Below are 25,262 nucleotides of genomic sequence, written 5' to 3'. Positions count from 1 at the left end.
AGTTAATTTAACTTATGAATGAGTCCTAACTTGGTTCATCTAAGGGGTTGTGAAGATAATTAAGTTGAAATTCCATCATGGAACCCTATGTGGAAAATGTATACATTCATTTTCTTTATTCCATTAGGCATTTGAAAATAAATAACAAGTCAAAGATGTGAAGGATATTTTTAGTTCATAAGCAGGCTTATGTTCACAAGCAAGCTTGTGCGGCAAGGAAACAGGTTCCGCAGATAGTAGCGCTATCTAAGGGTTCTGTTGACGCAGTATAACTAAAAATAGACAAACATACTGACTTATTTATTTTTTGAAAATGCCTTATATAGGGACTTTTAGTGAAATATCAATGAAGAAGACAGGTGGTATGAAAAATGAGAATTATAGTAGCTGAAGATTATAAGGAAATGAGTAAAACTGCTGCAGATATGATGGCAAGCCAAATAATATTAAAGCCAGATAGTGTCCTAGGCCTTGCTACAGGTGGAACCCCCATGGGTTTTTATAAGGAGCTTGTGAACTTATATAAACAAGGAAAATTTAGCTTCAAGGAAGTAAAAACCTTCAACTTAGATGAATACTATGGTTTAGATAAAAGAAACCTTCAAAGTTATCATTATTATATGATGGAAAATTTATTTAAACATATTGATATAGATTTAGAAAATGTGAATATTCCAGATGGAACAGCCAAAGACATTGATGAAGAATGCAGAGCCTATGAAGATAAAATTCGAAAAGCTGGAGGAATTCATATGCAGCTGCTTGGCATAGGAATAAATGGTCATATTGGTTTTAATGAGCCAGATGTGAAATTTGAAGCAATAACTCACCTAGTGAACCTTGATGAGGAAACTATAGAAGCAAACTCAAGGTTTTTTAGCTCCATAGAAGAAGTTCCAAGAAGTGCTATTAGCATGGGGATAAAAACTATAATGCATTCAAAAAAAATTCTTCTTCTTGCAGCAGGAAGTGAGAAAGCTCAGGTTATTGAAAGAATGATAAATGGACCAATAACTCCAGAGCTACCAGCCTCAATTTTACAGCTTCATCCTGATGTGACTTTAATCGTGGATAAGGAAGCAGGTGATAAATTTGATTAAGGGCATTGGGGCATCTGGTGGAATAGCCATTGGAAAAGCCTTTATAGTAAGTGAGCATGCGCTTAAAGTTGAGAAGAAAAGGATTGAAGATAAAGCTTTTGAAATAGAAAGATTTAGACGGTGCGTAAAAAAGGCTGAGGAAGAAATTAAAAATATAATAGAAGTTGCAAGTAAAACCCTTGGAGCTGAGGAGACAGAAATATTTGAAGCTCATCTTTTAATTCTTCAAGATCCAGAGTTTCTTGGAACAGTTGAGATGAAGATTAATTCTGAAGGAGTTAATTCAGAGTTTGCATTGGAAGAAACCATTACTATGTTTGTTTCCGTATTTGAAGATATGGGTATTGAATATATGATGGAGAGAGCAGGGGATGTTAAGGATGTGGGAGGAAGGCTAATGAACCTTCTTTTAGGAGTTAAAACCTTAGCTGTAGGAGACATAAAAGATCAAAGCATAATTGTAAAAAAGGATTTAACTCCTTCAGATACAGCACAACTAAATAAGGAAAAGGTTTTAGGTTTTGTTACAGGGATTGGAGGAAGAACCTCTCACTCTGCAATTATGGCTAGAACTCTAGGTATTCCAGCAGTAGTTGGTTTAGGAACTTATATGGAGGAAATTAAACAAGGCGATTTGATTATACTCAATGGGGATGATGGGGAGATAATAATTAATCCACAGGAAGAAACTTTACTAAAGTTTAAAAACTTTCAACAAAGTCAACAAGAAGAAAAAAACCAGCTTATGGCTTTAGTTAATGAACCAGCTATAACTTTAGATGGTAAAGGGATAGAACTAGCTGGGAATATTGGAAGCCCTGAAGATGCAAGGCTTGCTTTAATGCAGGGGGCACAAGGCATAGGGCTTTTTAGAACAGAATTTCTTTATATGGATAAAGATAAACTACCAAGTGAAGAGGAACAGTTTAATTCCTATAAAGAGGTTTTGGAAAATATGAGGGGTAAAGGAGTTATTATAAGAACCTTGGATATTGGTGGGGACAAGAAACTTAATTATCTTCCTTTAACAGAGGAGTTAAATCCTTTTCTTGGATGCAGGGCTTTAAGGTTATGCCTTAAGGAAAAGCATATATTTAAAACTCAGTTAAGGGCACTTTTAAGAGCTTCTGTTTATGGTAATCTAAAAATAATGTTTCCTATGGTTTCAGGTGTTGAAGAGATAGTAGAAGTTAAAAAGCTTCTACGTGAAGTTAAACAGGAACTTAGTCAACAAGGGATAGGTTACAGGGAAAGTATTGAAATAGGAATAATGATTGAAATTCCTTCAGCAGCAATAATTTCCGATTTATTGGCTAAAGAAGTAGACTTTTTTAGCATTGGAACTAATGATTTGATTCAGTATACCATAGCTGTAGATAGAATGAATGAAGATGTGTCCTACCTTTATAATCCACTTCATCCAGCAATTTTAAGGCTTGTAAAATTAGTAATTAATAATGCTCATAAGGAAGGCAAGTGGGTTGGAATCTGTGGAGAAATGGCTTCAGACTTAAGGGCTGTACAAATATTAATAGGTATGGGTATAGATGAACTTAGTATGAGTGCTGGGTCCATACCCAAAGTTAAAGACTTAATCAGAAATTCAAATTATGAACATTGCAAAATTATAGTAGAGAAGGTTTTAAACTTGTCTAGCCCAGAGGAAATTGAAGAGTGTCTAAAAAAGCAGAAATAGCTATGTAAGAGAAAATTTTAATTTTCATAGTTTAAGTAGAAAAAACAAAAATAACAATTAAGAGCAATTAAAAGATAAACTTACTTTGTTAAAGTTTTATATAATTTAGACATTTTCACAAAATAAATAACTCAGCATGGTTGTCTATTTTCAGTTGTTATTTTTAGAAACCATAATACAATAAGAACGGGGGTATATTATGTTTGAAAAACAAGCTATAGTTAAAAATAAAATTGGTCTTCATGCAAGACCAGCTGCAAAGGTTGTGGCTGAAGGGAATAAGTTTAAAAGCAACATGGTCATAAAAAAAGGTGAAAGAGAAGTTAATATGAAAAGCCTTTTAGGGGTTTTAAGCCTTGGAGCCATGTGTGGGGATGTGGTTATAGTTCAAGCTGAAGGGGAAGATGAAATAGAGGCAGTAGAAGCAGTAGTAAAATTAATTGAAATAGTCGAGTAATTCACATAAAAATAGCCTTCACAATAGAACTAATTGAAACACTTTTTGCTTATAGATAATAAGAAAAAGTAGCCTGGTTACTTTGATGGGAAGGCAACTCTCATAATACACAATCAATATAGAAAAGATACTTATCTGTATTTGTGGATTAATCTTAAATTTTAAGTTTTGAGGAACTAAAAGCAGGAAAAGAACTACAACTAAATGTAGTTCTTTTTTGTTGAAGCGACAAGAATCTTTTGTTAAAAAATTAATATAATGACAGTAGAGGAAGTGATAAGGGGATTGAGGAGCATGATTGAAAGTGAATTCAATTGTTTAACCGATGCATCACAAGAATTATGGAATAAAAGACATCATGGACTAACCAATGAAGAAATTAAAAAACTTTATGCTGAGGGAAATTATGAAACCTATTTTATAGAGTTTTATGGAGATATAGGAGCTGCATTTTCAAAGATAGATTTTGGCGGAGTTTACGTTACAGATAAGTTTTTTGCAATTTTAGTTGTTAAAAAGGGAATGCTTAATACTTTAATTGATATGGTTCCTGAAATAACAAATGTACAACCTAGTGCATTATATTGTCTTTCAGACCTTAGCATAGATGATGATATAAATAAAGAGTTTATGTTTTACAATCATAATATGCCGTTAAATGGAGAAGGGGTGATAGTTGGTATTATTGGTACTGGAATAGATTATTTAAATCCAAGGTTTACAGATACGCTAGGAGAGAGTCGAATTATTAATATATGGGATCAGACCATAGAGAAGGGCCCAATTCCTAAGTTTTTTCCTTATGGAACAGAGTATAGTAAAGAAGATATAACAAATGCAATAAAAGGTAAAGCTATAGGAGGGTCACCTTATGAAGTAGTAGCTCATAAAGATGAAAATGGACATGGAACGGCTATTGCTGGAATTATAGGGGGAAGGAATTTAGGGAATGATGACAAGTTTAAAAGTATAGCACCAAACTGTGAGTTTGCTATTGTAAAGCTTGCTAAAGCTCAAAAGACTACCTTTGAAGTTGCACATATGGAGGAGCCCAATGAAAATGTGTACGAGACAATTAGTGTTGCTTCAGCTATTAGATATCTTTCAGATTTACAAGAAAAGCTTAAAAAGCCTATGGTGGTATATTTGCCACTGGGAACTAATTTTGGTGGTCGTGATGGCATTACTTTGTTAGAACGGTATATTGATAATTTAACACAGAGGAGGACCTTTTCAATTGTTACAAACACAGGAAATCAAGGAAGTGGAAGGACTCATGCCAGTGGACTAGTAAGAGCTACTGGAGATATAGAGCACATTCCTATAAAGGTAGACCCGCTTCAGAAATCCTTAATTGTATCAATTTATACGAGAAGACCAGATATAATAAATATTGGCTTAACCAATCCACAGGGAAATTCAATAAAAAGAATTCCTAAGCCCACAGCAAAGGAAAAAAATAAGTTTTTAACCTTAGAGGAAAATAATATTAGCATTGAATATTTGGTAGGAGAAAGTTCAACAGGTTTTAATAGCATAAATATGCTTATTAAGAATATCACTGAAGGAATTTGGAATGTAGATCTTTATGGGGAAAGTATTGCTAGTGGTTTATATGATGCTTGGCTACCACAATCTAACTTACTAAAAGGAGATACCAGATTTCTAAGCCCAAACCCTAATACCACTTTGTTAACTCCTTGTTCTGCAATGAATGTAATATCCACTTCTTATTATAATCAATTTACTAATGAAGTTGTTGAGGATTCAGGAAGAGGATTTCCTCGTAATGGTAAGATTGAACCAGTACTCACCACTGAAGGAGTAAATCTTCTAACTGTTGGAATAAACAATTCGCTAGTATTAGGTACTGGGGAGGCAATGGCTGGAGCTATACTTGCTGGGGCAATAGCATTAATATATCAGTGGGGAATTGTAGAAGGAAACCTGCCCCACCTGTATGCGTCAAGATTAAAGACTATATTAATTTCGTCAACAATTAAAGATAATAAAAAAATATACCCCAATGAAGCATGTGGCTTCGGAAGATTGGATTTTAAGACCTTATTTGAAGTACTATCAAGAAGTAGTACAGAAAATAAGAACTGTAATTGCCAATGTAATGATAGAGATAAAGCTTTGCAATGTTTATATATAAACATACCCCAAGAAATTTATAAAAATATGAGAAAAGATGATTTAAAGTGATAGTTAGTATGAAAATGAGATAACCTTTTCTAATTTTAAGGAGTATAACAAAAGTCGTTTAGGTTTGAATATACCAAAACGACTTTTAGTGTGAATAGTTTAGTAAGTAAAATACATAGAGTTATGTGTAAATTAATTAGTAAGTGATTTACCAACTTTATAAGCTTTATTTAATATTTGAGGTTTACCTTTAATAGAGTCTTTTGTAAAAGCTCCCATTAATTTTATTCTTTTAATAGGTACTATGCCCATGGCCTTAAGGGATTTTTCAGTATACCTAAAGTACCAATTAAATATAAGAGGGATAGGTGCTGCCTGAGAGTAAATAAATATTGCTTTTTTTATACCAAACCTAGGTTTATGTTTTTTATTTGTAAGAGGATAAAATCTATCTAGCAAGTTTTTTAATAATCCTGAGATTTGATGGATATAAACAGGGGAAGATAGAATTAAATAGTTAGCAGTCTTAAGATCTTCATAAACTATTTGCATGTCATCTTTCAAAGGACAGCTATCATGTTCCCTGCAGTAAAGACAGCTTTGGCAAGGTCTTATATTCATATCATTTAAATAATAGATTTTGGTTTCTATATTATTTTCCTTTGCTCCTTTTATAACTTCCTGTACAATAGTATCGATATTTCCATTTTTTCTTGGACTTCCTACAAAGGCTACTAATTTGTTCATTATAAGTGACACAACCTTCCAAAATATAGTTAATTATGTTGACTTTAAAAGTAAATATAAATAGAATTATATTAGTTATGAAGGGAATATAGTTATATAAACATAACTATTATATCTATATAACTATTATACAAGTAATAGATTAAAAAACAATAACCTTTTTAAATTATAAGTGAAATTTTACTGGAATAATGAATTAGCAGTACTATAAAATAAAAACTGCACAATAATTAATACATAAGTGAAGTTAACATATGGCGTAAGTAATGGAGTTAAAATTAAATGATTTTGTAATCTTAGTTATAAAGAGATAAATGCATTAGAATATAAGAATTGCAGGTGTGAGAAATGGAACAAGAAAAGTATGAACAGCTAGTGGAAAATTTATTTTTAATTATGCCACTGTTAAAAAAGAAGTTAGTAAAGCAAGATTTGTATAGTGAGGAAATGGATTTAAGTCCATCACATATTCATATTCTCCTTGCCCTTGAGGAAATGGGAAGTTTGTCTATTTCTGAACTTGCTAAGACTGTAATGGTGTCAAAGACTAATATGACTCCGTTAATTCAAAAACTGATTGATAAAAACTATGTTGAAAGAACTTACGATAAAAAGGATAGAAGATATATCCATATTAGTTTAACAGAAGCTGGAAATGGTTTTTTAGAAAATCACAAAGCTTTAGTTATTAATGGGCTTAAAGGGAAAATCGCAAAATTTAATGAAGAAGAGTTAGAAAAGTTTTTAATCTCTCTTGAAGCTTTAAAGAAATTATTAAATAATATTGAGTAGGTATGTTTAAATAACTAAAGTTACCAATTAACATACATATGGAATCTATCTTGGTTCCCTTAAAGCGTTTTGAAGATGAATGAAATTCATCATGAATGAAATTCATCATGAATAATTTAGACTTTCGCTAAGGAAACTTATATAAGAAAGTATTTATATATATTTATTTTTGGAGACAATGATGATAAAGAGGTAAACAGGGTTTTAGCTAGTAAGGAGATAAAAATGAAAATTGTATGTTCTATGGGACCAAACTTTGAGGATTTTAGTTTAATTGATGATTTTGCAAATGAGGGAATGGATATCATGAGATTTAATTTCTCTCATGCAGATTATAATAGAATTAAAGCGCAATTAAGTTATGTAAGACAAAAATATAGTCATATTAAGAGTCTACAAGACTTACAGGGAAATAAAATAAGAGTTAGCAATCTTTTTAATAATGAAATTAGAGTATACCAAAATGATGAGGTGTATTTTTGTTCTGAGAGATTTTTTAAAAGCAATAAGGATAGCAAAGATTGCGTAATGATTCCCTTAGCTTTTAATGGGAAATTCAGAAGCTCTTATGGAACAAAAAAGGTGCTAATGAAAGATGCCACTGTAGAATTTGAAGTTGTAGGTACGGGAAAGGACAATAGAGAGTTTATTAAAACAATTGTTAAAAGGGGAGGAATAATTAGGGGTGAAAAAGGGGTTAACATACCTGGAATAGATAGAAGAAATATGACTTTAACAGATAAAGATAAAAAGGATATAAAATGGGGTCTTGAAAATGGAATTGATATAATTTGTCTTTCTTATGTGACTAAAGCAAGAGATATGATTGAACTAAGAAATTATACTGAAAGACTTGTTGAGAAAAATAAACAGTTTCATATGCCAAAGCTTTGGGCTAAGATTGAGTGTAATGATGGAGTTAAAAATTTTACTGAAATACTTGAAAAATCAGATGGTATTATGCTTGGACGAGGAGATCTTTTTGCTGAAGTTGAAACCATAGACATACCCCTAGTACAAGATAAGTTAATGAAAATAATGAGAAAGTCTGATAAGGACTTTATAATAGCAACTTATATTTTAGAATCCATGAAAAGAAATATGATACCAACCATAACGGAAGTTAACGACATTTATAATTTCATCAATGGAAAAGTTTCAGGGTTCATGCTTTCTGGTGAAGTTAGTATAGGACGTTATCCACTTTTAACCTTAAAAACCATGAAAAGCTTAATAGACAGATATGCTGAATAATTTGTAACCCTTACTAAAATTGAAAGCAAAAGAGCTATGTCGTAATATTTAATTATATTATTACGAAGTAGCTCTTTAATATTTAATTACTTATTAAGATATCCATACCCCATTTCTATCGAATCTATAGCCATTAACTGTGGTGTTAACTGCCATTGCTCCACTACTTAAGAAGTAATACCATTTCCCACCAGTAAGCAACCAACCAGTAGCCATAGCGCCACTAGGTTTTAGATAATATCGAGTACTACCAAGGGTTAGCCAACCAGTAGCCATAGCACCGCTATCCTTTAAATAATACCAAGTACCGCTAAGATTTACCCAACCAGTAGCCATAGCGCCACTAGGTTTTAGATAATACCAAGTACCTCCTAAGTTTAACCAGTTAGTAGCCATGGCACCACTAGATTTAAAGTAGTACCAAACATTACCTAGTTTTTGCCAACCGGTAACCATGGCTCCATATGAATCCATAAAGTACCAAATAGTTCCATCTAGAACCCAGCCTGTAGCCATTTTTCCATTACTATTTAAGTAATACCACCTGTTGCTGGTATATAACCAACCAACTCTCATAGTTCCATCTTCATTGTAATAATACCAGCTGCCATTTTCATAAGACCAACCAACTTTACCAACTACTGAAACAATACAAGAAGCAGTATAACTTCCATCCTTTGTAGTGACCATTATTGTAGAAGTACCTCTGCCAACTGCAACAATTCTTCCATAACTATCTACTGTTGCTACAGAATTGTTACTACTTTTCCATTCTACAGTTTTTTCACTTGCATCACTTGGATTAATTGTTGCAGTGAGAGAGGCTTGTTCACCTTGTTTTAGCTTTAATTCTGTCTTATTTAAACTTACGCCTTTTACTGGGTTTAACACAGTTATAAGTGAGGTAGCAATTAATCCTCCATCCTCTGTTATAGCAGAGACAGTGGCACTGCCTGGCCCAACTGAAGTTACAATTCCATTGGAATCAACTACTGCTACAGAAGGGTTACTAGTCTTCCAGTTAACATTTTTGTTGGTTGCAAAGGTTGGTATCACTATGGCGTGAATAATAGATTTTTCACCAGGCTTATTAAAGAATATCATTCCATTGTCAAGTACGATGTCTGTCACAGGTATAATATTTAAAAAAGTAACCGTTCTACTTGCTAAGGGAACCACATGACCGAGTGTATTGCTAACCTGTACACTAATTGTATGAGGTCCACTTGGGAAATAATTGGTTGCTAGCTCAAAATGAAATCCTGAGTTGTTATTATTATACTCTGGGTGTAAGGCAGCTATGTCAGGTCTCGGGTCCCCATAAACCCCTTCTCCCGAGACAGGAACTCCATCCACCAAGATTTGAACTTTTGTTATTTCTGCTTTATCTAGGTACCATCCACTTATATTTATTTTGCCACTTACTGATTCATTTTCCGCTGGAGTTTCTATAGCTCCGATGCTAGAAAAATTATTAACATCTACCTTGAGAGAATACTTGTTAGCTGCACTATAAGCTCCATAATAGGAATAAACTAATACATAATAATCCCCAGGACTTGTAACACTGAAATTTAAAATTTGACTTTCTTCTCTTGAGTCATTAGAAAACCGAAGTAGTTCCCCTGTGGGAGTGTAGAGTGACACGTTATAGTAGAAAGGTAAACTCTTAAGCTCCACACTCATAAAGCCTAGAGAGTCTGCATGAATCTTATAGTAGTCTGAGTCACCAGAAGCGGAAATCCAAGACTGGTATTCTTTTCCTAGGTCAATAGCATAAGCTTCGGAGAAATTATTATTTGGCTCATAATTGTCCTCAAATTCATTAGTAGTTGCCTTATCAACTCTAAGATGATACTTTTCAGTAGGGCTGAAATCTTTAACAGCGTCTACCATGATGTAATAGTCACCAGCTGCAGTAAAGTTATAGCTTACAAACTTTTGATATGTTAAAGCATCATCGGAATAGTATAAAATGCTCCCCTTTGAATCCAGTAAATATAAATTATACTTCTCATGTAAATTAGCAAGGAGTATATTCATAGTTACAGGAGAATCTATAGTTAACTTGTAAAAATCTGCATCAGATTCTGTTGAAATATAAGAATCATAGCCTTTACCAATTTCTAGAGGATAAGCTTCTAATAGACTATCATTTGATTCATAAACATCAGTTTCTGCTACTTGACCAACTCCTACTGAACTAAAAGCCTTATTTATTGCAGAAGCTTCAACTCCACCTATACCATATAAATCTTTAGCAGCCTGCATGAAAGCTTTCTTTGCATTTATAAAAGTTGTATTACCATATATATAATTTTCAAGTGCTCTATAATATATTTTTGCAGTTTTTTCCATGCCTATGGCTTCAGCAATTAAATATGCAGCCTTATTAGGAATACCTGAGTTAAGGTGAACTCCACCCCAATCACTTTCTTCAGTGTTTGGCAAATCCTTATAGTCCTTCATGTGGGAAGGTTGATTATATTGCGAAGGATTTGATAAGCTTCTTAAGGCATCTCCTTTAATACTAGGAGTGTAAACATCATCTCCAACTACCCAATCAGCGGGATTAAATGTCCATTTTCCACCGGAAGCTACATTATACTTAGAGTAAGTAGATATAAGCACACCAAACACATCAGCCATAGATTCGTTTAAAGCTCCTGACTGCATTTCATATCCAAGTCCTGAAGTTCTATCTATGACCCCATGAGTAATTTCATGACCCACAATATCTAAATCGCCACTAAGATAAGTGAATTTTTTACCATCACCATCTCCATAAACCATTTCGTAGCCTGTCCAAAATGCATTATTGTAGTTACTGCCATAGTGAGTAAAGGAATCAACTCTCATACCTGCATTATCTATACTATTTCTATTAAAGAGCTTTTTATAAAAGTCGATTACTTGTCCAGTATTATAGTGAGCACTAACTGAAGCTTTATCATACTCAGAATTAAAAGAACTAGTACTGCTAGAAACAATATAACCGCCATCAGTAGCTCCATTAGAAGAGTATGTGAGTATTCCTCCAGTTGATGGTCTTGTATAATCTCTCATTTGATATAAAGAGTTATCGTAATATAAATTAAGAGAACGTTTAAATCCTTGAACATCAATACCGGTACCAGCTACTTCATTAGCATTTCTAATGTGGTTTTCTGAATGTAGTGCTTTACCAGAGGTAACTTCAATATAAACATCCCAATTACCAAAGGAGGGCTTAGAGTAAGAAATGTTAACTTTAAATACTTCATAATTTTTATTGTTTTTGCTTAAAATTAATCTTTCAGCCTTAGGAGTTTGTCTTAAAGTCTCATAAGTATAGTGACTTTTAGCAATGGTAATAGCTTCATCTTCAGAAACTACTTTATTACCAAGGTAAGTGATTTCTTTGTTTTTATCTAGTTCACCAGTGACACTAGAGATAACACCATCTTTACTAAAGTAAACTTTAATAAACTTGTCTTTAAGTTTAATTCCTTTTATAGTTTGCTGAAAGGTTACAAATGTGCCACCTAACTCATCTTTTTTTGTTTCAACGATTTCTAAGTTTTCATCTATGTCTTCTATAGGGAGTAAGTCTTTATTTTCTTGTAAGTATTTAATAGCTGAATCTTTACTAGCCACTTGTCTTTTAGAAAGTTTTCCAGATAAAAAGACTTGTCCATCTTTTTCGTTAAGCTTATCTGCGTCTTCATTTGAATTTTCAATACTTTTCTCTTGTGATAAACTAGCTCTTTTCTGATCCATTCCCAAAGCAGGTATGGAAGAAGTAATTACTAATGTTAAACTTAGAAAAGCGGAAAGAAATTTTTTGTTCATCAATAACCCCATCCTTTATGGCCTCTTTTTAAATATAATTTTATAAGAAAATTATAAAAATATCACTAGGAAGTTTGTGGAATAAATAGTGGAAGAGTGAAAGTCCTTAGTAGTCTTAGTATAATATAGATTTATAATAAGATTAAGTAAATATTGAATTCTTTTCTTTAGGATTTATCAACTACTATTCGACATTCATATAAATAAATTTAATTTAACTACGATAATATTTATATCATATGAAAGGAAACTTGTTTCATTTCATAATTATAAATATATTAAGATATATAATTGTTGGACTAAGTTAGTCAATACAAGGTATTTAATTACTCTGTAAATTTAGACAACTTTAATGAGATATGGTATGATTAAGTATTATGATATAGCTAGTGGAGGCAATTGTGGAAAAAAAGGATTACATAGAAAAAACTGAAAAGGAAATTGATGTATCACTTAATGAAGCTTGGACATTAATTAGGACTGACTTGAAACAAGCGTTTAGCATTATAAAAAAAGCAGAAAAGTTGGCCATAAAAATTAATTATGACAAAGGCATTGCGTTTTGTATGATTTTACTTGCTAGATATAATGCAATCAAGAGTAGTAATTATGATGAAGCACTTCAATTGGCCAGTGAAGGAAATGAATTAGCTATTTCTATAGGTAGTGATGAAGTTCAAATTAAAGCTAGTTATGTTCTTGGATATTTGTATACTGATTTAGGAAATCTTGAATTAGGACTAAGGAATTATTTTAGAGGACTTGAGTTAATGAAGGAAAAGAATGAAGAAATAGATCCATTTTTTTTAAATAACATTGGAGTTGTCTATTATGATTCAGGTCAATTTGATGAGGCTCTAGAGTTCCTTCAAGAGGCTCTTAAGACTCTAAGAAAAATAGAAAAAGTAGAATATATTTTCGAAAGTTTAGTTCTAGCTAATATAGCAGAAATATATCTAATCAAGAAAAATACTGAAACAGCTCTAAAATTTATCAATGAATCCTTTATTGTTCTTAAAGAGAATGGTGCAGAATCACATTGTTTTGCTCAGAACTATAATGTTCTTGGATTAATATACAAGGAAATAGGTGATTTTCAAAAGGCGTTAGAAAACCTTCAGCTTTCTCTTTCTTTGTATAAGGAGAATAATCAAAAATACATGGAAGCAAATGGTTTTAAGGAGATAGGGAAACTTTATCTAAGTCGAAATAGAAAAGAAGAAGCCATAATTAATTTAAAGAATGGATTAAAAATAGCTGAGAGAATTAATGCTTTTGGCATGCTAAAAGATATCTATATGGTTTTAGCAGAAATTGCTGAAAAGGATAATGATTATAAAAATGCCTTCAATTACCTAAAAAGCTATAATGAATTAAATGAAAAGATAAAAACAAAGGAATTAGATGATAAGCTTGTTCAACATATGACCGAGTTCAAGGTTGAAAAAGCTCAAAAGGATGCAGAAATTCAAAGACTAAAAAATGAAGAACTTAGAAGAAAATCAGAGGAAACTGCATTAAAGGCGAGGGCTCTTGCAGAATCCTATGAAGATATAAAGATTATTGGAGAAATTGGACAAAAAATCACAGCTACACTAGATATTAAGAAAGTTCTTAATATGGTGTATAAAAATATAAATAAGCTTATGGATGCAGATATTTTTGGAATATGCTTATATAACGCAGAGCAAGGTTTAATTACTTTTAGAATTATGATTGAACAAGGAAAACGGTTACCTCTAATTAAAACTACAATTGATAACGAAAAAAGCTTTGCAGCAAAATGTATTAGGGAAAAACAAGCGGTTTGTCTAAATAACATTATTGCTGATTCTAATCAGCAGCTTAGATACGGACATGGGGTAACAAAGATGCTATCTAAGTCCATAATATACTATCCTTTAATTGTAGAAGATAAAGTTGTGGGAGCAATGACGGTACAAAGTTATAGGGAAAATGCCTACTCAGAAAGATCTATGGGCATGATTAAGGCCTTAGCTTCTTATATTGCTATAGCTTTAAATAACTCTCAAAAGTCTGAAGAGCTTAAAGCTAAATCAAATGAACTTGAGATTCTATCAAAAACCGATGTGCTTACAGGCGTGTTTAATCGTCGTTACTTAATGGATAGGATTGAAGAGGAAGCTTTAAACTATAAAAAAACCCAACAGGAATTTTCAGTTGTGATTTTAGATATTGATTACTTTAAAAAGGTTAATGATATTTATGGTCACGATTGCGGAGATTATATTCTTGTAAAGCTTACTAAACTATTAAAAACTAGTATGAGAAGACAAGATATACTGGCAAGATGGGGGGGAGAAGAGTTTTTGATGCTTCTACCAAATACTAAAGGTGATGCCGCTACTTCACTTTGTGAAGGTATAAGAAAAAAGATTGAAGGAACTAACTTTGTTTATAGAAAGAATAAAATTAAACTTACTGTTACTTTTGGAGTTGAAGAGTACAATGAGAGTCTAGGAGTAGATTCTACCATTAATAATGCAGATAAAAATCTTTATAAAGGAAAAAATCAAGGAAGAAACTGTGTTGTAAGTCATTAGGAATATTATAAATCAAAAACCGACTATATGAAAATCATAAATATGAAGTTATTTAGATATGGATGTAAGCCCAAGTTATATCTATTAAGAGGTTGTTGCGTAATGCTTAAAAGACCTAAATAACAGTAAAGCCGTGGATAATAAGGTCCTAATTCCTTATTATCCATGGCTTTGTTAATATTAAAATAATTGATCATTTCAAATTCCAATTAATGCACTAAAGGCAGAAATAATCATTATTATTGGAAAGGTTACACCTACGCCGGTAAGAGCTTCAGAGCCTATGTTTGGAATATGTCCTATATAGATTCTATCTACAATATTATAGAGCATATTAACTAGCTGAGCTGCAATTGCAGGCACTGCCAAGCTAAATAATAGCTTGCCTACTCTTTCCTGCCCAAGCCTATCCACTGAAGTATTCATTAAAATCCCTTCTTTTCTTTTATTATATTTTAACCCTAAGTAAAGGTAATTAAATTTAAAACACAACTAAGACATTGTTACATCTTTATTATATAAAAGTTTGTAGACATAAGTAGAGTGGATTATCACTCGTTAAAGCCTATACTAAGTATATCAAGGTAAAAATATCCTGTCAAAATCAGGTGTTTAAAAATTCGCAATATAAAGGTCTAGAGGTTCACAAATTTACTAAAACTTATATGTTATATTGAACTTTCATAGGGTATAGTAAAAATTATTTCATACTTGTGAAGTGGGAACTTATTTCCTATAATAGGATAATAAGTAATAATAAATCAGGAGGTATAGTTATGAATTCTATATTAAAAAGAAGAAGCATAAGGAAATACAAGGATATAAAAGTAAGTGATGAGTTTGTAGAGGATTTATTAAGAGCGGCCATGGCAGCACCTTCAGCAGGAAATGAGCAACCCTGGGAGTTTGTTGTATTAAGAGATAAAGAAGTTATGAAAAGAATCACTGAAATACATCCTTATTCCAAGATGCTATTAAACTCTGATGTAGCCATAGTAATTTGTGGTGATGAGGAGAAGGAAGTGTTCAAGGGATATTGGGTACAAGATTGTTCGGCTGCCACTGAAAACATACTACTAGCTGCTCAGGATATGGGACTTGGAGCTGTGTGGCTAGGGGTTTATCCAATAGCTGATAGGGTAGAAAAAATAAAAGAACTATTAGGATTGCCAGATAATGTTATTCCTCTATCAATAGTGCCAGTGGGGTATCCTGATGAGGAAAAAACACCTGCTGATAGATTTGATAAAACAAGAATACATCTTAATAGATGGTAAGGGCAAATTTGTAACAACCAAAATGCTTATGTGGGATCTTCATAATAAATAATTTAATATTCATTAAAAATAAACTTGCAACATGAATTATATTTATTCATTTTGTAAGTTTATTATTTTAGTATGACTTAAGTAATGTTAGTAAATTTGTCTAAAGATGAATAAAATTCAGTAAATATAAATATTTTTGAAAATTTCTTTAGTTATATGCAACTAGATGTTATAATTAAAATGAGTGTATATAAGGTTATAATTGTTTAATAAGCTTTTGCAAAAACAATTATGCAACAAGCTTTCTTATTAAAATTTTAATTTAATTATCTTACATGAAGACCAAAGGGACCAAGGTATGTTTCATGTATAAGTTAACTTTTAACTTAGATTCAATGGAAGACAAGAAATACCTAATAAAGATAATTAGAAATATACTCAATATGTATGTTATTAAGCTATATACTAGAAATAAGTAGATAAAAAAATCATTAAGAGATAGATACACAACTATAGGTGATATTTAAGTAATATATGGCTTACATTAGAAGGATGGCGATGATATGAAATTGACAAAGGTTTTTAAGGCCTACTCAGGGCTTCCTAGGGGAATTTACATTTTATTTTTTGTAAGAGTCATAAATAGTATGGGAAGTTTTGTTTTTCCTCTTTTAACTTTATTTTTAACGGACAAGCTTGGACTTAGTGCGAAAGAAGCAGGTTTATTTGTGTCACTTTCATCACTATCTTATATTCCAGGGGGATTATTAGGCGGGAAACTCTCTGATATTATTGGAAGAAAAAAGGTTATGATAATTTTTCAAAGTCTCGCAGCTTTATTATTTTTACCCTGTGCTTTTTTAGGAAAATCAATGATTATTCCCTGGCTTTTAATTTTAGCTGGAGTGTCAACGGGAGCAGTTCAACCTGCTAATAGTGCTATGGTTGCAGATTTAACGGATTCTAGTAACAGAAAAGCTGCTTTTTCACTTTTGTATTTAGGTATAAACATTGGTTTTTCTATTGGACCAATTTTAGCAGGATTTTTATATAAAAATTATTTCGCATTAACCTTTATAGGTAATGCTGTTGCAATTTTAATAAATATTATTTTAGTATCTATATTTGTGGATGAAACTAAACCTTCAACAGGGGATTTAGAAGAAGTGTCAGAAGAAGAGAGGGCTGAAGAAGGAAGTGTTATTTCTGTACTTTTGAAAAAACCAACTGTAGTAATTTTTGCATTATTATCCTCTGTATATTCCTTTGCTTATTCCCAAGGTAACTTTGGAACACCTCTACAGTTTACAGAGATTTTCGGTGATAGAGCCCCAGAACTTATGGGAGGAATATATTTCACTAATGGTATTATAGTTGTTACAATGACCACATTAATAGTACATTTAACTAGGAGAAATAAACCCTTATTTAATATTGCAATTTCAGGAGTGTTCTTTGCAGTTGGATTTGGAATGAACTTTTTCATTAAGGCTTATCCATTATACATAATGGCAACAATAGTTTGGACTGTGGGAGAAATATTAAATGCCACAAATTCGGGAGTGTACATAGCAGACCATGCTCCAAGCTCACATAGAGGAAGGTTTAATTCAGTACTGAACATAATAACCAATGGAGGTTCAGCTATAGGGCCAGTGATAATGGGGGGATATATAGAAAATCTTGGGGTAAGATATGTATGGCCATTAGTATTTTCGGTGACTATGCTATCTGCAATTTTAATTTATATTTTACATCTAAGAGAAGTTAAAAAGCATAATATTGTTCAATCAATGAATAAGTAATTTAGTTAGTAGGTGAATCATGAAGAGTTGCCTACTTTTATTTATGTTTCTATAATAATATTATAAGGCTATAGTAATATGAAAAATATGATAAATTTAAAAAGTATATAGGAAGTGAAAAAATTGAAAATAATTATTGCAACAGACTCTTTTAAGGGAAGCCTGTCTTCAATGGAAGCTGCTAACTCTATTGAAAGAGGAATTAAGAAAGTAAATGAAGATATTGAAGTAGTGAAAGTACCCATGGCAGATGGTGGAGAAGGAACAGTAGAAGCTTTAATTCATTGCACTGAAGGAAGCTTAGAATATATAAAAGTTAAAGACCCTCTTTATAGAGAAGTAAATAGCTATTATGGGATTTTAGGGGATGGCGCCACAGCTATTATAGAAATGGCTGCAGCTTCAGGTCTCCCTTTATTGAAGGAAGAAGAAAGAAACCCATTACTCACTACTACTTATGGAACAGGTCAGCTCATACTCCATGCTTTAGATAAAGGATGTAGAAATTTTATCATTGGCATTGGTGGCAGTGCTACTAATGATGGTGGGGCGGGAATGCTCACAGCACTAGGAGCAAAATTACTTGATAAGTCAGGAAGTGAAATAAGGCTTGGGGGAGCAGCTTTAAGTGACCTTCATAAAATTAATTTAGAAAGCTTCGATAAAAGAATATATGAAAGTAATTTTATAATTGCCTGTGATGTTGATAATCCACTTTGTGGTGAAAGAGGTGCATCAGCGGTGTTTGCCCCTCAAAAGGGAGCTGATAAAGCTATGGTGCAAACTCTTGATAATAACTTGTACCATTATGCACAAGTGGTTAAAGAAACTATAAACAAAGATGTAGTAGATATTCCTGGAGCAGGAGCAGCAGGGGGCCTTGGAGCAGCTTTTTTTGGATTTTTTAACGGCAAGATGGAAAGAGGCATTGATGTTATTATTAAGCTTTCAAACCTTGAAGAGAAAATTATAAAGGCTGATTTAGTAATAACTGGTGAAGGTGCTATGGATTTTCAAACTGGATTTGGAAAAACTCCCTTTGGCATTGCTAAGCTTTGTGAAAAACACTCTGTACCTGTAATAGGTATTTGCGGCTCTTTAGGGGAAGGCTATGAATCTTTATACTCCTGTGGATTTTCTAGCATTTTTTCAATTATTGATAAGCCAATGACTCTTTGTGAGGCTATAGAAAATACAGAAACTTTACTAGAAGGTACTGCAGAGAGAATTATGAGGCTAATAAATACTTTCAATAGTTAGGTATTTATTCACCTTAACTATAAAAGCTAAATAAGTGTAATCCTAATTTTTTTAATCCTAAATAACTAAAAACAACCTGAATTTAGAAATATTTTTATATAATCTAAATTCAGGTTTATTACTATGTTTATTATTGTCAAAAGCCCCTAGTAGCAAGCCTCTTGATAATGCCAGAGATAGGAAGTCTAAAAGCAAACTTCCTATCTTAATTTAAATTTAGTATAGGACTCAATAATATAAAAGTAGTGTACTGAAAACCTATAGAATCCAAACATACTTCAATTGAAGTCTTAAGGTTAGAAGTTTAACTTATCTCCAAAAGCTTAATAGAACTAGCATATGGATGTTCTATATTTATTCTAAGAAATAAGAGTATCTCCTATGGTTTTTAAATCTTCAGAAAGGGTAATTAAAGTAGAATTTAATTGAATAATTCGTTCCATAGAACCGGCCTGGCTTTCTGAGGAAGCTGCTGCCTGTTCTGTGCTGGCAGCATTCTCTTGAGCTAGTGCCGAAAGGCTTTGAAGGATATTAACAATGTGGTTTTTCTTTTCCTTCATTTGTTGACCAGCACTATTCAAGTCCTCTACCTCATCACGAAGTTTTTCTATATAGGTAGCTAGATTATTGAATACCTTTTGAGTATCTTCAATAGATTTAGTTTGAGATTCGATTATATTGGAGGTTTTCTCCATGCTTATAAAAGCAGAGCTCATATTGACTTGAAGAGACTTTATTACTTCATTAATAATTTTGCTTGAAGCTGTGGATTGTTCAGCAAGTTTCCTAATTTCTTCAGCAACAACAGAAAATCCTCTTCCAGATTCTCCAGCTCTTGCAGCTTCAATAGCAGCATTTAGTGCAAGTAAATTTGTTTGTTCAGCAATAGAAGAAATTACATTTATAGCAGCACTTATTTCCTCTGCACTTTTATTAGTTCCTTCTATGACAGAATGTAGGGAAGTTACAGCAAGGTTACTTTCTTTTGTATTTACCATTAATGTAGATAAAATATCCATTCCACTATCCTTTAGTGTCTCAGTATCTTTAGTTGTGGCTATCAAACCTTCAGAAGAGTAAACAACTTTATCGATATTTTTTGATAATTCTTCTGAAACCTCAGAACCCCTTTGCGTATCTTCTGCTTGAGACATAGCACCTTTAGAGATTTCTTCAACAACTAGTGAGGCATCCCTTAATGAGGTTGAAGCTTCCTTAGATAAGGTTTCTAGATTTTCAGCAGAAGTCATTAATTTTTCAGCAGTCTTAACAAGGGTATCAATTACCTTTTTCTTTTCTTCCTGGTCATGGTTTAAAGTTTCAATATATTTATTATTTTCTTTTGCGGTCTTTCCAATGATTGAGGTGTTAAGGTATTGGATTATTGAATTGAATAAAATTACAATTACTACTGCAGAAGCCGTCTTAGGGTCAAACTTTCCAGAAAATACATTGATGGCATTAACAGCAATAACAACAGATAAACATAAAGAAATTAAAAGTTTATCTCCGTAGATACCAAATAGCATTAAAATCGGAAAAGCAAAAATAAACATAATTGGAGTCTGAGTAGTAAGGGTAGTTGCAAAGTGAGTAATCATAAAACTTGCACCTACTATGTATTTGATTTTTTTGTCAGCTGGATTTTTGCGATACATAAAAGAGCAATAGATAACTGTAAGTATTGTTACAAAAATAAGTGATTTTACAATAATACTTACACCATCTGTTTTCATGGCCATAGCACTTAGAAGAACTCCCATAAGTGCACAAACTATAAGCAAATTTTTATTTGCAGATTTTACTGAATTGTTATTCATAATATTCCCCCTTGAATATAAAGTTTTTTGAGATTTTATAATATAATTTAATAAGGTTGGTTCCTTATTTTAGCATTTTATCCCCAATGACATTATCGGATACAATCACTTGTACTTGATAATTTTATGAAATGATAATGCTTTAAATATGAAATCATAGCTTGATTTATAAAACTATATATAAATTTAAGTTTAATTTTTATTAAAATTAATACTTTGTAGATTAAATAAGAAGAATAAAAAAACACAAGAGGTCCAATAAAAGATCTCTTGCGTTAAGAATAGTGCTATAGGCAATGGATTTTATGTGAGGGAGACTAGGCAGAAAGTATCTGCTCATAACTCACAACTTGGTTTTTCCTTTCCTTAGCTTTATATAATGCTTGATCAGCATGTTCTACAAAATCGTTAACAGCCATTTTTTTAGTAGTTGTATAAACTCCCATACTTACTGTTATGTTTAGTGAAGTATTATTAATTTTAAATTCATGTTTTTCAATACTTTCTCTAATTCTTTCAGCAATTAATGTGGCCTTTGAAACATCTGTGCCAGGTAATAAAATTGTAAACTCCTCACCACCCCAACGGGCTAAAATATCATATTCTCTAACATTAGCTTTAAAAATCTCTGCCATATTCTTTAATACCTTATCACCATTAACGTGACCAAAAGTATCGTTTATATATTTAAAATTATCTATATCTATCATTATAAGGGTTAAAGGTTCAGGAGCATTTGATATCCTTTCCATTATATAATCAAGTTTAAAGTAGAAAAACATTCTATTCTTAAGTCCAGTTAAAGAATCTTTATGAAAATCTATATAAAGACTTCTAATCAATTTGCCAAACTTCAACCCAAGAATTAAAAAAGTAATCATAAGAATTAGCCAAACAAGTGTAGCGATATTACTTGGAAGATAAAAGTTTATAAAATATCCAGCTATAGCAAAGGACATTCCAAAAGCTGCAAAAATTATGGGTGCATACTGAATATACTTATTTTTCATATCAAATACCTCTCTAATAAAAGTAAAGTTTATAGTTTGAGATTGTAGAATGCTAATGAATTTAGCCCTTTGAGTCTTTAATTTTTACAACAGTATTTAAATTCATACTACTTATTTCGACATATTATTCAAATTCTTAATAGGCCTTTTCTGTATTGGAGACTAGAACTTTATGGTAATAAGAGAAAATAATTACCTTGAAAAGTAATAACTATGAAGATAGGTCCATTGAAAAGATAATTTAATGTAATAATATTGAATCTATGTTACAATTTAACTAAATATACATAATAAGATCTAAGAGGGTGAAACTTTTGAACATTGAAAGAATGATTGAAAATCTTGCGAGAAATATAGCAAAAACTGTACTTAATAAGAAGGAAAAGAGCAGTGAAAAAATAAATTTAAATCAACTTGGATCAACGGATATACTACAAATTATGTTAAATCGCCTTGTTCATGAGGGAAATTACAACAAGGCAGAGGACATACTTTTCGAAGAACTACATAAAAAAGGTTCAGAGGATATTTATAAAATTGCAATTGAGTTTTATAATTCTTTGCTAGAAAAAAGTGATAAGGAATTGCAAGAAGGAAATTTCACAAGGGCAGAGATATATCAAGGATTAGAGGATGTAAAAACTATATTTGAAAAATAAAGCTTATGTTTTAAGTATTTAAACGGAGGTAAGTGATATGGAACTTATAAAATGTACTATGGATAATTTGTCAGTACTGGCAAAGTTAAATAGGGAATTATATGAGGATGAAAAGAATGATAATATTCCAGAAGTTGAAATTTTGCAAGAAAGATTAAAATGTGCTATAGAACAAGGATCAGTAGCATTTTTATTTCTAGAGCATAAAGAGGTAGCGGGTTATGCTCTAGTACGAACTCAAACTTCTCCTTACTATTTATCTCATTTTTTTATTTGTAAAAATGTAAGGAGAAAACATCTTGGTACAATTGCATTTAATCAACTCATGAAGGAACTAAAAACTGATTCTATAGATTTAGATGTTTTCTGTTGGAATCAAAGAGGACAAGCATTCTGGAAGAGTCTTGGATTTAAAGAACGATGTATAATTATGAGAAAATCTAACTAGAAGGTTAGTATACAAGTAATTGTGTGCACTTTAAATATAAGATTCAGTTTATAAAATTTAAATATCTATATTGTTATTGAAAAAAAGGGGTTATATTATGAATTTTAAATTTGTTCCAATGAATTTGGAATATGCAAATGAAATCATTGATAATTGGAAGTATGGTGGTGAATACCATATATACGATTATGTCAATGAGAAGGAACTTTTACTTGATGAGAAAAACTGGGGATTGGGAAAATTTGCAGCATTAGATGAAGAAAATCATCTTGTAGGAGAATTTACTATTGAATTCTTTCAAGAAGATGGTGAAGAGCTAGAAGATGAGGGTTACGTTAGTCATGAAGTAGTTAAAAGTAATACGCAAAATAGTTACGAAATGTGGGTAGGTTGGGGTTTAAAGCCACAATTATGTGGAAAGGGAATTGGAGTAAATTTTGTTTTACAATGCATTGATTTTGCTGTAAGAGAATATAACTACAAAGGACAATATGTTAGGTGTGGAGTTGCAGCTTTTAATAAAAGAGCTATTAAAGTTTATGAAAAGTGTAATTTTGAAATATTTTATGCCTGTGAAGGTGAAATAGCAGGTGAAAAGTTAAAGGTTTTTAGAATGAGAAAGAAACTTAGTTAAAATTAATTTAAGAATTAGTTTAAGCACCATAATGTTCAGCAATGGATTTTATGGTGTTTTGTATTGTAATGTAAATGAAATATTACCCTAAATCCTCGGTGGAAGTCATCAGTAAAAAAATACAATGGCAATAAAAAAAGCAATAAATATTGTAAAAATTAAAGAGTTACATAGAATAAAATGTAAATTATGATATAATTTAACTACATGTTGTGTGGAAGAGGTGAAATATATGGACCTAACTAAATTTGATTTTAATGGATTTCCAAACCTAGAGAGTAAAAGGTTTATTTTAAGGGAAGTGAAAGAAAAAGACTATTTATCAATATATGAAATATATTCAGATAATGATACTGTGAAATATCAGCAGATGGGAACTATGCAAACAATGGAGCAAGCTCAGAAATCTGTACAAGCATTTTTAAGGGGATTTGAAAATAAGAAGTTTATCAGATGGTGCATTGCTACAAAAGAGCAGGATAATGTTGTAGGACTAATTACATTACATAGCTTTAATGAATGGAATTCTCAAGGCGAAATAGGGTTTATGCTTAATAAAGCATATTGGAGACAGAATATTATGGGAGAAGTAGGAGAAGAAGTTCTTAAATTTGCCTTTCAAGTTATGGGCTTAAATAGAATTGAAGCATCAGTACATCCAGAGAATATTGCTTCAATAAAATTATGTGAGAAGTTAGGCTTTAAAGAAGAGGGAGTGAAAAAGGAAGCTGCTTATAATAAGAAAACTAATGAATATGAGGACAGAGTAATGCTTGGGATAACTAAAAATAGTAGTAAATACAAGGGCTTTCAAAAATGAGTTTTAAATACTGTAATACTATATTAAGAACAGTAAATACAGGGATTCTGTACATTAATGGACGTGAGATAAGAGTATTTGAAAATTAAAGTCTATAAACTAAATGAGGGTGTATAAATGAAAAGAAATAATATAAGGGTATTTGCTTATTATATACTATTCAACTTATTAACTTTATTAGTAATAATACCAATTGATTACAGACAAGCTAGTTTGCCAAAGGCCATAGGAGTTTTTATATTTACAATTGTTCTATACATGGTATTGGGTAAGTTTCTTACTAAACAACATAGCCATAGTAGGAACTTGCTATCTATTTCATCAATTTTCTTCTTCAACTTACTTATATGGGTTTCTGGATTATTTCCAGATAAAAGAGGCTTACCTGAATTACTTATCCCTTTCGCTAACAACGGATTTTTTTGCTTTTTTCATCAATATCTCATGCCAAAAATTATAAATGATGTTGGTTATTATTGGAAAATAAGTGCAGTAATAGTAACATTTCTCCCAACCTTTGTTCTGTGGTTAGCTTTAGAGAAATTTGGACGTAATGAAAGCCAAACAATAGATAAAACTGAGAAAAAGGAAAATAATCACATAGGTATTAAGCGTTTTTTAGTTAAAAAGACAACAAGAGCCATAGGATTTTTTATTATTGTAGTTTTTTTATTATCTATAATGCTAAATCCTCAACAAGGTTCTTTTAATCATTGGTTTATGGAAAATGCAAGGTGGACATTGTCAGATAAAGTATTAGTTAATGATATTGAAGATGCAGTTATGAGTGATATGCATGGAAAAGCAAAAGTTATTAAGAGAAGTAATCGCATAGTTTACTCTGTATTTACAATTCCGGATGGAAGTGGAAAAGCATATAAGTACTTAGGAATCATGGGGAGGTTTGTAAGAATAGATTAATATTAGTTTCAGTTGAAATAAATAATAA

Annotated in this window: 19 protein-coding genes and 1 pseudogene; 15 read left to right on the top strand and 5 right to left on the bottom strand. The window is 31.6% G+C overall.

Annotated features, from left to right (window positions below):
* Positions 1-371: 371 nt before the first annotated feature.
* From nagB to J2Z44_RS15360, 4 genes are all read left to right on the top strand, one after another.
* Positions 372-1,100: a glucosamine-6-phosphate deaminase gene (gene nagB / locus J2Z44_RS15375; protein WP_021283551.1), complete on the top strand. Its 729-nt coding sequence runs from the start codon at positions 372-374 to the stop codon at positions 1,098-1,100.
* Positions 1,093-2,796, top strand: coding sequence for a phosphoenolpyruvate--protein phosphotransferase (gene ptsP / locus J2Z44_RS15370; RefSeq protein WP_209649777.1), 1,704 nt, complete (start codon positions 1,093-1,095; stop codon positions 2,794-2,796). Before nagB ends, ptsP begins: the two co-directional genes overlap by 8 nt.
* Positions 2,797-2,995: 199 nt before the next feature.
* Entirely contained in the window at positions 2,996-3,253 is a 258-nt protein-coding gene (locus J2Z44_RS15365) for an HPr family phosphocarrier protein (RefSeq protein ID WP_021283548.1), read from the top strand.
* A gap of 294 nt (positions 3,254-3,547) precedes the next feature.
* Entirely contained in the window at positions 3,548-5,461 is a 1,914-nt protein-coding gene (locus tag J2Z44_RS15360) for a S8 family peptidase (protein ID WP_021283547.1), read from the top strand.
* Positions 5,462-5,593: 132 nt separating this feature from the next.
* On the opposite strand, the gene J2Z44_RS15355 is transcribed toward J2Z44_RS15360, so the two are convergent.
* On the bottom strand, positions 5,594-6,148 hold the full coding sequence (locus tag J2Z44_RS15355; protein WP_021283546.1) for a flavodoxin family protein: 555 nt from the start codon (positions 6,146-6,148) through the stop codon (positions 5,594-5,596).
* 348 nt (positions 6,149-6,496) lie between these two features.
* Here J2Z44_RS15355 and J2Z44_RS15350 point away from each other — a divergent pair, with 348 nt between their 5' ends.
* Together J2Z44_RS15350 and J2Z44_RS15345 are read left to right on the top strand one after the other, a co-directional pair.
* A complete protein-coding gene (locus J2Z44_RS15350) occupies positions 6,497-6,940 on the top strand; it encodes a MarR family winged helix-turn-helix transcriptional regulator (protein ID WP_021283545.1) in 444 nt (147 codons plus the stop codon).
* Between the two features lie 225 nt (positions 6,941-7,165).
* On the top strand, positions 7,166-8,194 hold the full coding sequence (locus J2Z44_RS15345; protein ID WP_209649775.1) for a pyruvate kinase: 1,029 nt from the start codon (positions 7,166-7,168) through the stop codon (positions 8,192-8,194).
* A gap of 93 nt (positions 8,195-8,287) precedes the next feature.
* On the opposite strand, the gene J2Z44_RS15340 is transcribed toward J2Z44_RS15345, so the two are convergent.
* The gene (locus tag J2Z44_RS15340; RefSeq protein ID WP_161624466.1) at positions 8,288-12,025 is read right to left on the bottom strand and encodes a M4 family metallopeptidase; all 3,738 of its coding nucleotides are present in this window, start codon (positions 12,023-12,025) and stop codon (positions 8,288-8,290) included.
* A gap of 401 nt (positions 12,026-12,426) precedes the next feature.
* On the opposite strand from J2Z44_RS15340, the gene J2Z44_RS15335 reads away from it, so the two are divergent.
* Entirely contained in the window at positions 12,427-14,589 is a 2,163-nt protein-coding gene (locus tag J2Z44_RS15335) for a sensor domain-containing diguanylate cyclase (RefSeq protein WP_209649773.1), read from the top strand.
* A gap of 201 nt (positions 14,590-14,790) precedes the next feature.
* On the opposite strand, the pseudogene J2Z44_RS15330 reads toward J2Z44_RS15335, so the two are convergent.
* Positions 14,791-15,015: pseudogene (locus tag J2Z44_RS15330) on the bottom strand (MATE family efflux transporter); the annotation flags it as partial.
* A 350-nt stretch (positions 15,016-15,365) separates the two neighbouring features.
* Between J2Z44_RS15330 and J2Z44_RS15325 the strand changes: the two are divergent.
* The 3 genes from J2Z44_RS15325 to J2Z44_RS15315 all read left to right on the top strand — a co-directional run bounded on the left by J2Z44_RS15325 (position 15,366) and on the right by J2Z44_RS15315 (position 18,922).
* Entirely contained in the window at positions 15,366-15,866 is a 501-nt protein-coding gene (locus J2Z44_RS15325; protein WP_021283538.1) for a nitroreductase family protein, read from the top strand.
* A 554-nt stretch (positions 15,867-16,420) separates the two neighbouring features.
* Entirely contained in the window at positions 16,421-17,662 is a 1,242-nt protein-coding gene (locus J2Z44_RS15320) for an MDR family MFS transporter (RefSeq protein WP_021283537.1), read from the top strand.
* A gap of 123 nt (positions 17,663-17,785) precedes the next feature.
* Positions 17,786-18,922: a glycerate kinase gene (locus J2Z44_RS15315; protein WP_021283536.1), complete on the top strand. Its 1,137-nt coding sequence runs from the start codon at positions 17,786-17,788 to the stop codon at positions 18,920-18,922.
* 359 nt (positions 18,923-19,281) lie between these two features.
* Here J2Z44_RS15315 and J2Z44_RS15310 read toward each other — a convergent pair whose 3' ends face one another.
* A complete protein-coding gene (locus tag J2Z44_RS15310) occupies positions 19,282-20,742 on the bottom strand; it encodes a methyl-accepting chemotaxis protein (protein WP_209649771.1) in 1,461 nt (486 codons plus the stop codon).
* 317 nt (positions 20,743-21,059) lie between these two features.
* Positions 21,060-21,752, bottom strand: a complete 693-nt coding sequence (locus J2Z44_RS15305) for a GGDEF domain-containing protein (RefSeq protein WP_021283533.1) — start codon at positions 21,750-21,752, stop codon at positions 21,060-21,062.
* A 314-nt stretch (positions 21,753-22,066) separates the two neighbouring features.
* Between J2Z44_RS15305 and J2Z44_RS15300 the strand changes: the two genes are divergently transcribed.
* From J2Z44_RS15300 to J2Z44_RS15280, 5 genes are all read left to right on the top strand, one after another.
* Positions 22,067-22,411 carry a DUF6483 family protein gene (locus J2Z44_RS15300; RefSeq protein ID WP_021283532.1) on the top strand — a complete coding sequence of 115 codons (345 nt, stop codon included), beginning with the start codon at positions 22,067-22,069 and terminating at the stop codon, positions 22,409-22,411.
* Positions 22,412-22,448: 37 nt separating this feature from the next.
* Positions 22,449-22,859, top strand: a complete 411-nt coding sequence (locus tag J2Z44_RS15295; RefSeq protein ID WP_021283531.1) for a GNAT family N-acetyltransferase — start codon at positions 22,449-22,451, stop codon at positions 22,857-22,859.
* A 97-nt stretch (positions 22,860-22,956) separates the two neighbouring features.
* Complete coding sequence (locus J2Z44_RS15290) at positions 22,957-23,493, top strand: GNAT family N-acetyltransferase (RefSeq protein WP_021283530.1); 537 nt, start codon at positions 22,957-22,959, stop codon at positions 23,491-23,493.
* Between the two features lie 232 nt (positions 23,494-23,725).
* Positions 23,726-24,313, top strand: coding sequence for a GNAT family N-acetyltransferase (locus J2Z44_RS15285; RefSeq protein ID WP_021283529.1), 588 nt, complete (start codon positions 23,726-23,728; stop codon positions 24,311-24,313).
* A 117-nt stretch (positions 24,314-24,430) separates the two neighbouring features.
* Positions 24,431-25,234, top strand: a complete 804-nt coding sequence (locus J2Z44_RS15280; protein ID WP_021283528.1) for a hypothetical protein — start codon at positions 24,431-24,433, stop codon at positions 25,232-25,234.
* Positions 25,235-25,262: the final 28 nt, after the last annotated feature.

The organism is Clostridium punense (assembly GCF_017874425.1).
Taxonomy (GTDB): Bacteria; Bacillota; Clostridia; order Clostridiales; family Clostridiaceae; genus Clostridium_J; species Clostridium_J punense.
The sequence above is the reverse complement of the archived record's forward strand: the minus strand, read 5'-3'. Positions and strand labels throughout refer to the sequence as shown.

Excerpts from the sequence above, each read along its gene's own strand:
- nagB (WP_021283551.1), top strand. The coding sequence starts at position 372 with ATGAGAATTATAGTAGCTGAAGATTATAAGGAAATGAGTAAAACTGCT.
- J2Z44_RS15365 (WP_021283548.1), top strand. The coding sequence starts at position 2,996 with ATGTTTGAAAAACAAGCTATAGTTAAAAATAAAATTGGTCTTCATGCA.
- J2Z44_RS15360 (WP_021283547.1), top strand. The coding sequence starts at position 3,548 with ATGATTGAAAGTGAATTCAATTGTTTAACCGATGCATCACAAGAATTA.
- J2Z44_RS15355 (WP_021283546.1), bottom strand. The coding sequence starts at position 6,148 with ATGAACAAATTAGTAGCCTTTGTAGGAAGTCCAAGAAAAAATGGAAAT.
- J2Z44_RS15350 (WP_021283545.1), top strand. The coding sequence starts at position 6,497 with ATGGAACAAGAAAAGTATGAACAGCTAGTGGAAAATTTATTTTTAATT.
- J2Z44_RS15345 (WP_209649775.1), top strand. The coding sequence starts at position 7,166 with ATGAAAATTGTATGTTCTATGGGACCAAACTTTGAGGATTTTAGTTTA.
- J2Z44_RS15340 (WP_161624466.1), bottom strand. The coding sequence starts at position 12,025 with ATGAACAAAAAATTTCTTTCCGCTTTTCTAAGTTTAACATTAGTAATT.
- J2Z44_RS15325 (WP_021283538.1), top strand. The coding sequence starts at position 15,366 with ATGAATTCTATATTAAAAAGAAGAAGCATAAGGAAATACAAGGATATA.
- J2Z44_RS15320 (WP_021283537.1), top strand. The coding sequence starts at position 16,421 with ATGAAATTGACAAAGGTTTTTAAGGCCTACTCAGGGCTTCCTAGGGGA.
- J2Z44_RS15310 (WP_209649771.1), bottom strand. The coding sequence starts at position 20,742 with ATGAATAACAATTCAGTAAAATCTGCAAATAAAAATTTGCTTATAGTT.
- J2Z44_RS15305 (WP_021283533.1), bottom strand. The coding sequence starts at position 21,752 with ATGAAAAATAAGTATATTCAGTATGCACCCATAATTTTTGCAGCTTTT.
- J2Z44_RS15295 (WP_021283531.1), top strand. The coding sequence starts at position 22,449 with ATGGAACTTATAAAATGTACTATGGATAATTTGTCAGTACTGGCAAAG.
- J2Z44_RS15290 (WP_021283530.1), top strand. The coding sequence starts at position 22,957 with ATGAATTTTAAATTTGTTCCAATGAATTTGGAATATGCAAATGAAATC.
- J2Z44_RS15285 (WP_021283529.1), top strand. The coding sequence starts at position 23,726 with ATGGACCTAACTAAATTTGATTTTAATGGATTTCCAAACCTAGAGAGT.
- J2Z44_RS15280 (WP_021283528.1), top strand. The coding sequence starts at position 24,431 with ATGAAAAGAAATAATATAAGGGTATTTGCTTATTATATACTATTCAAC.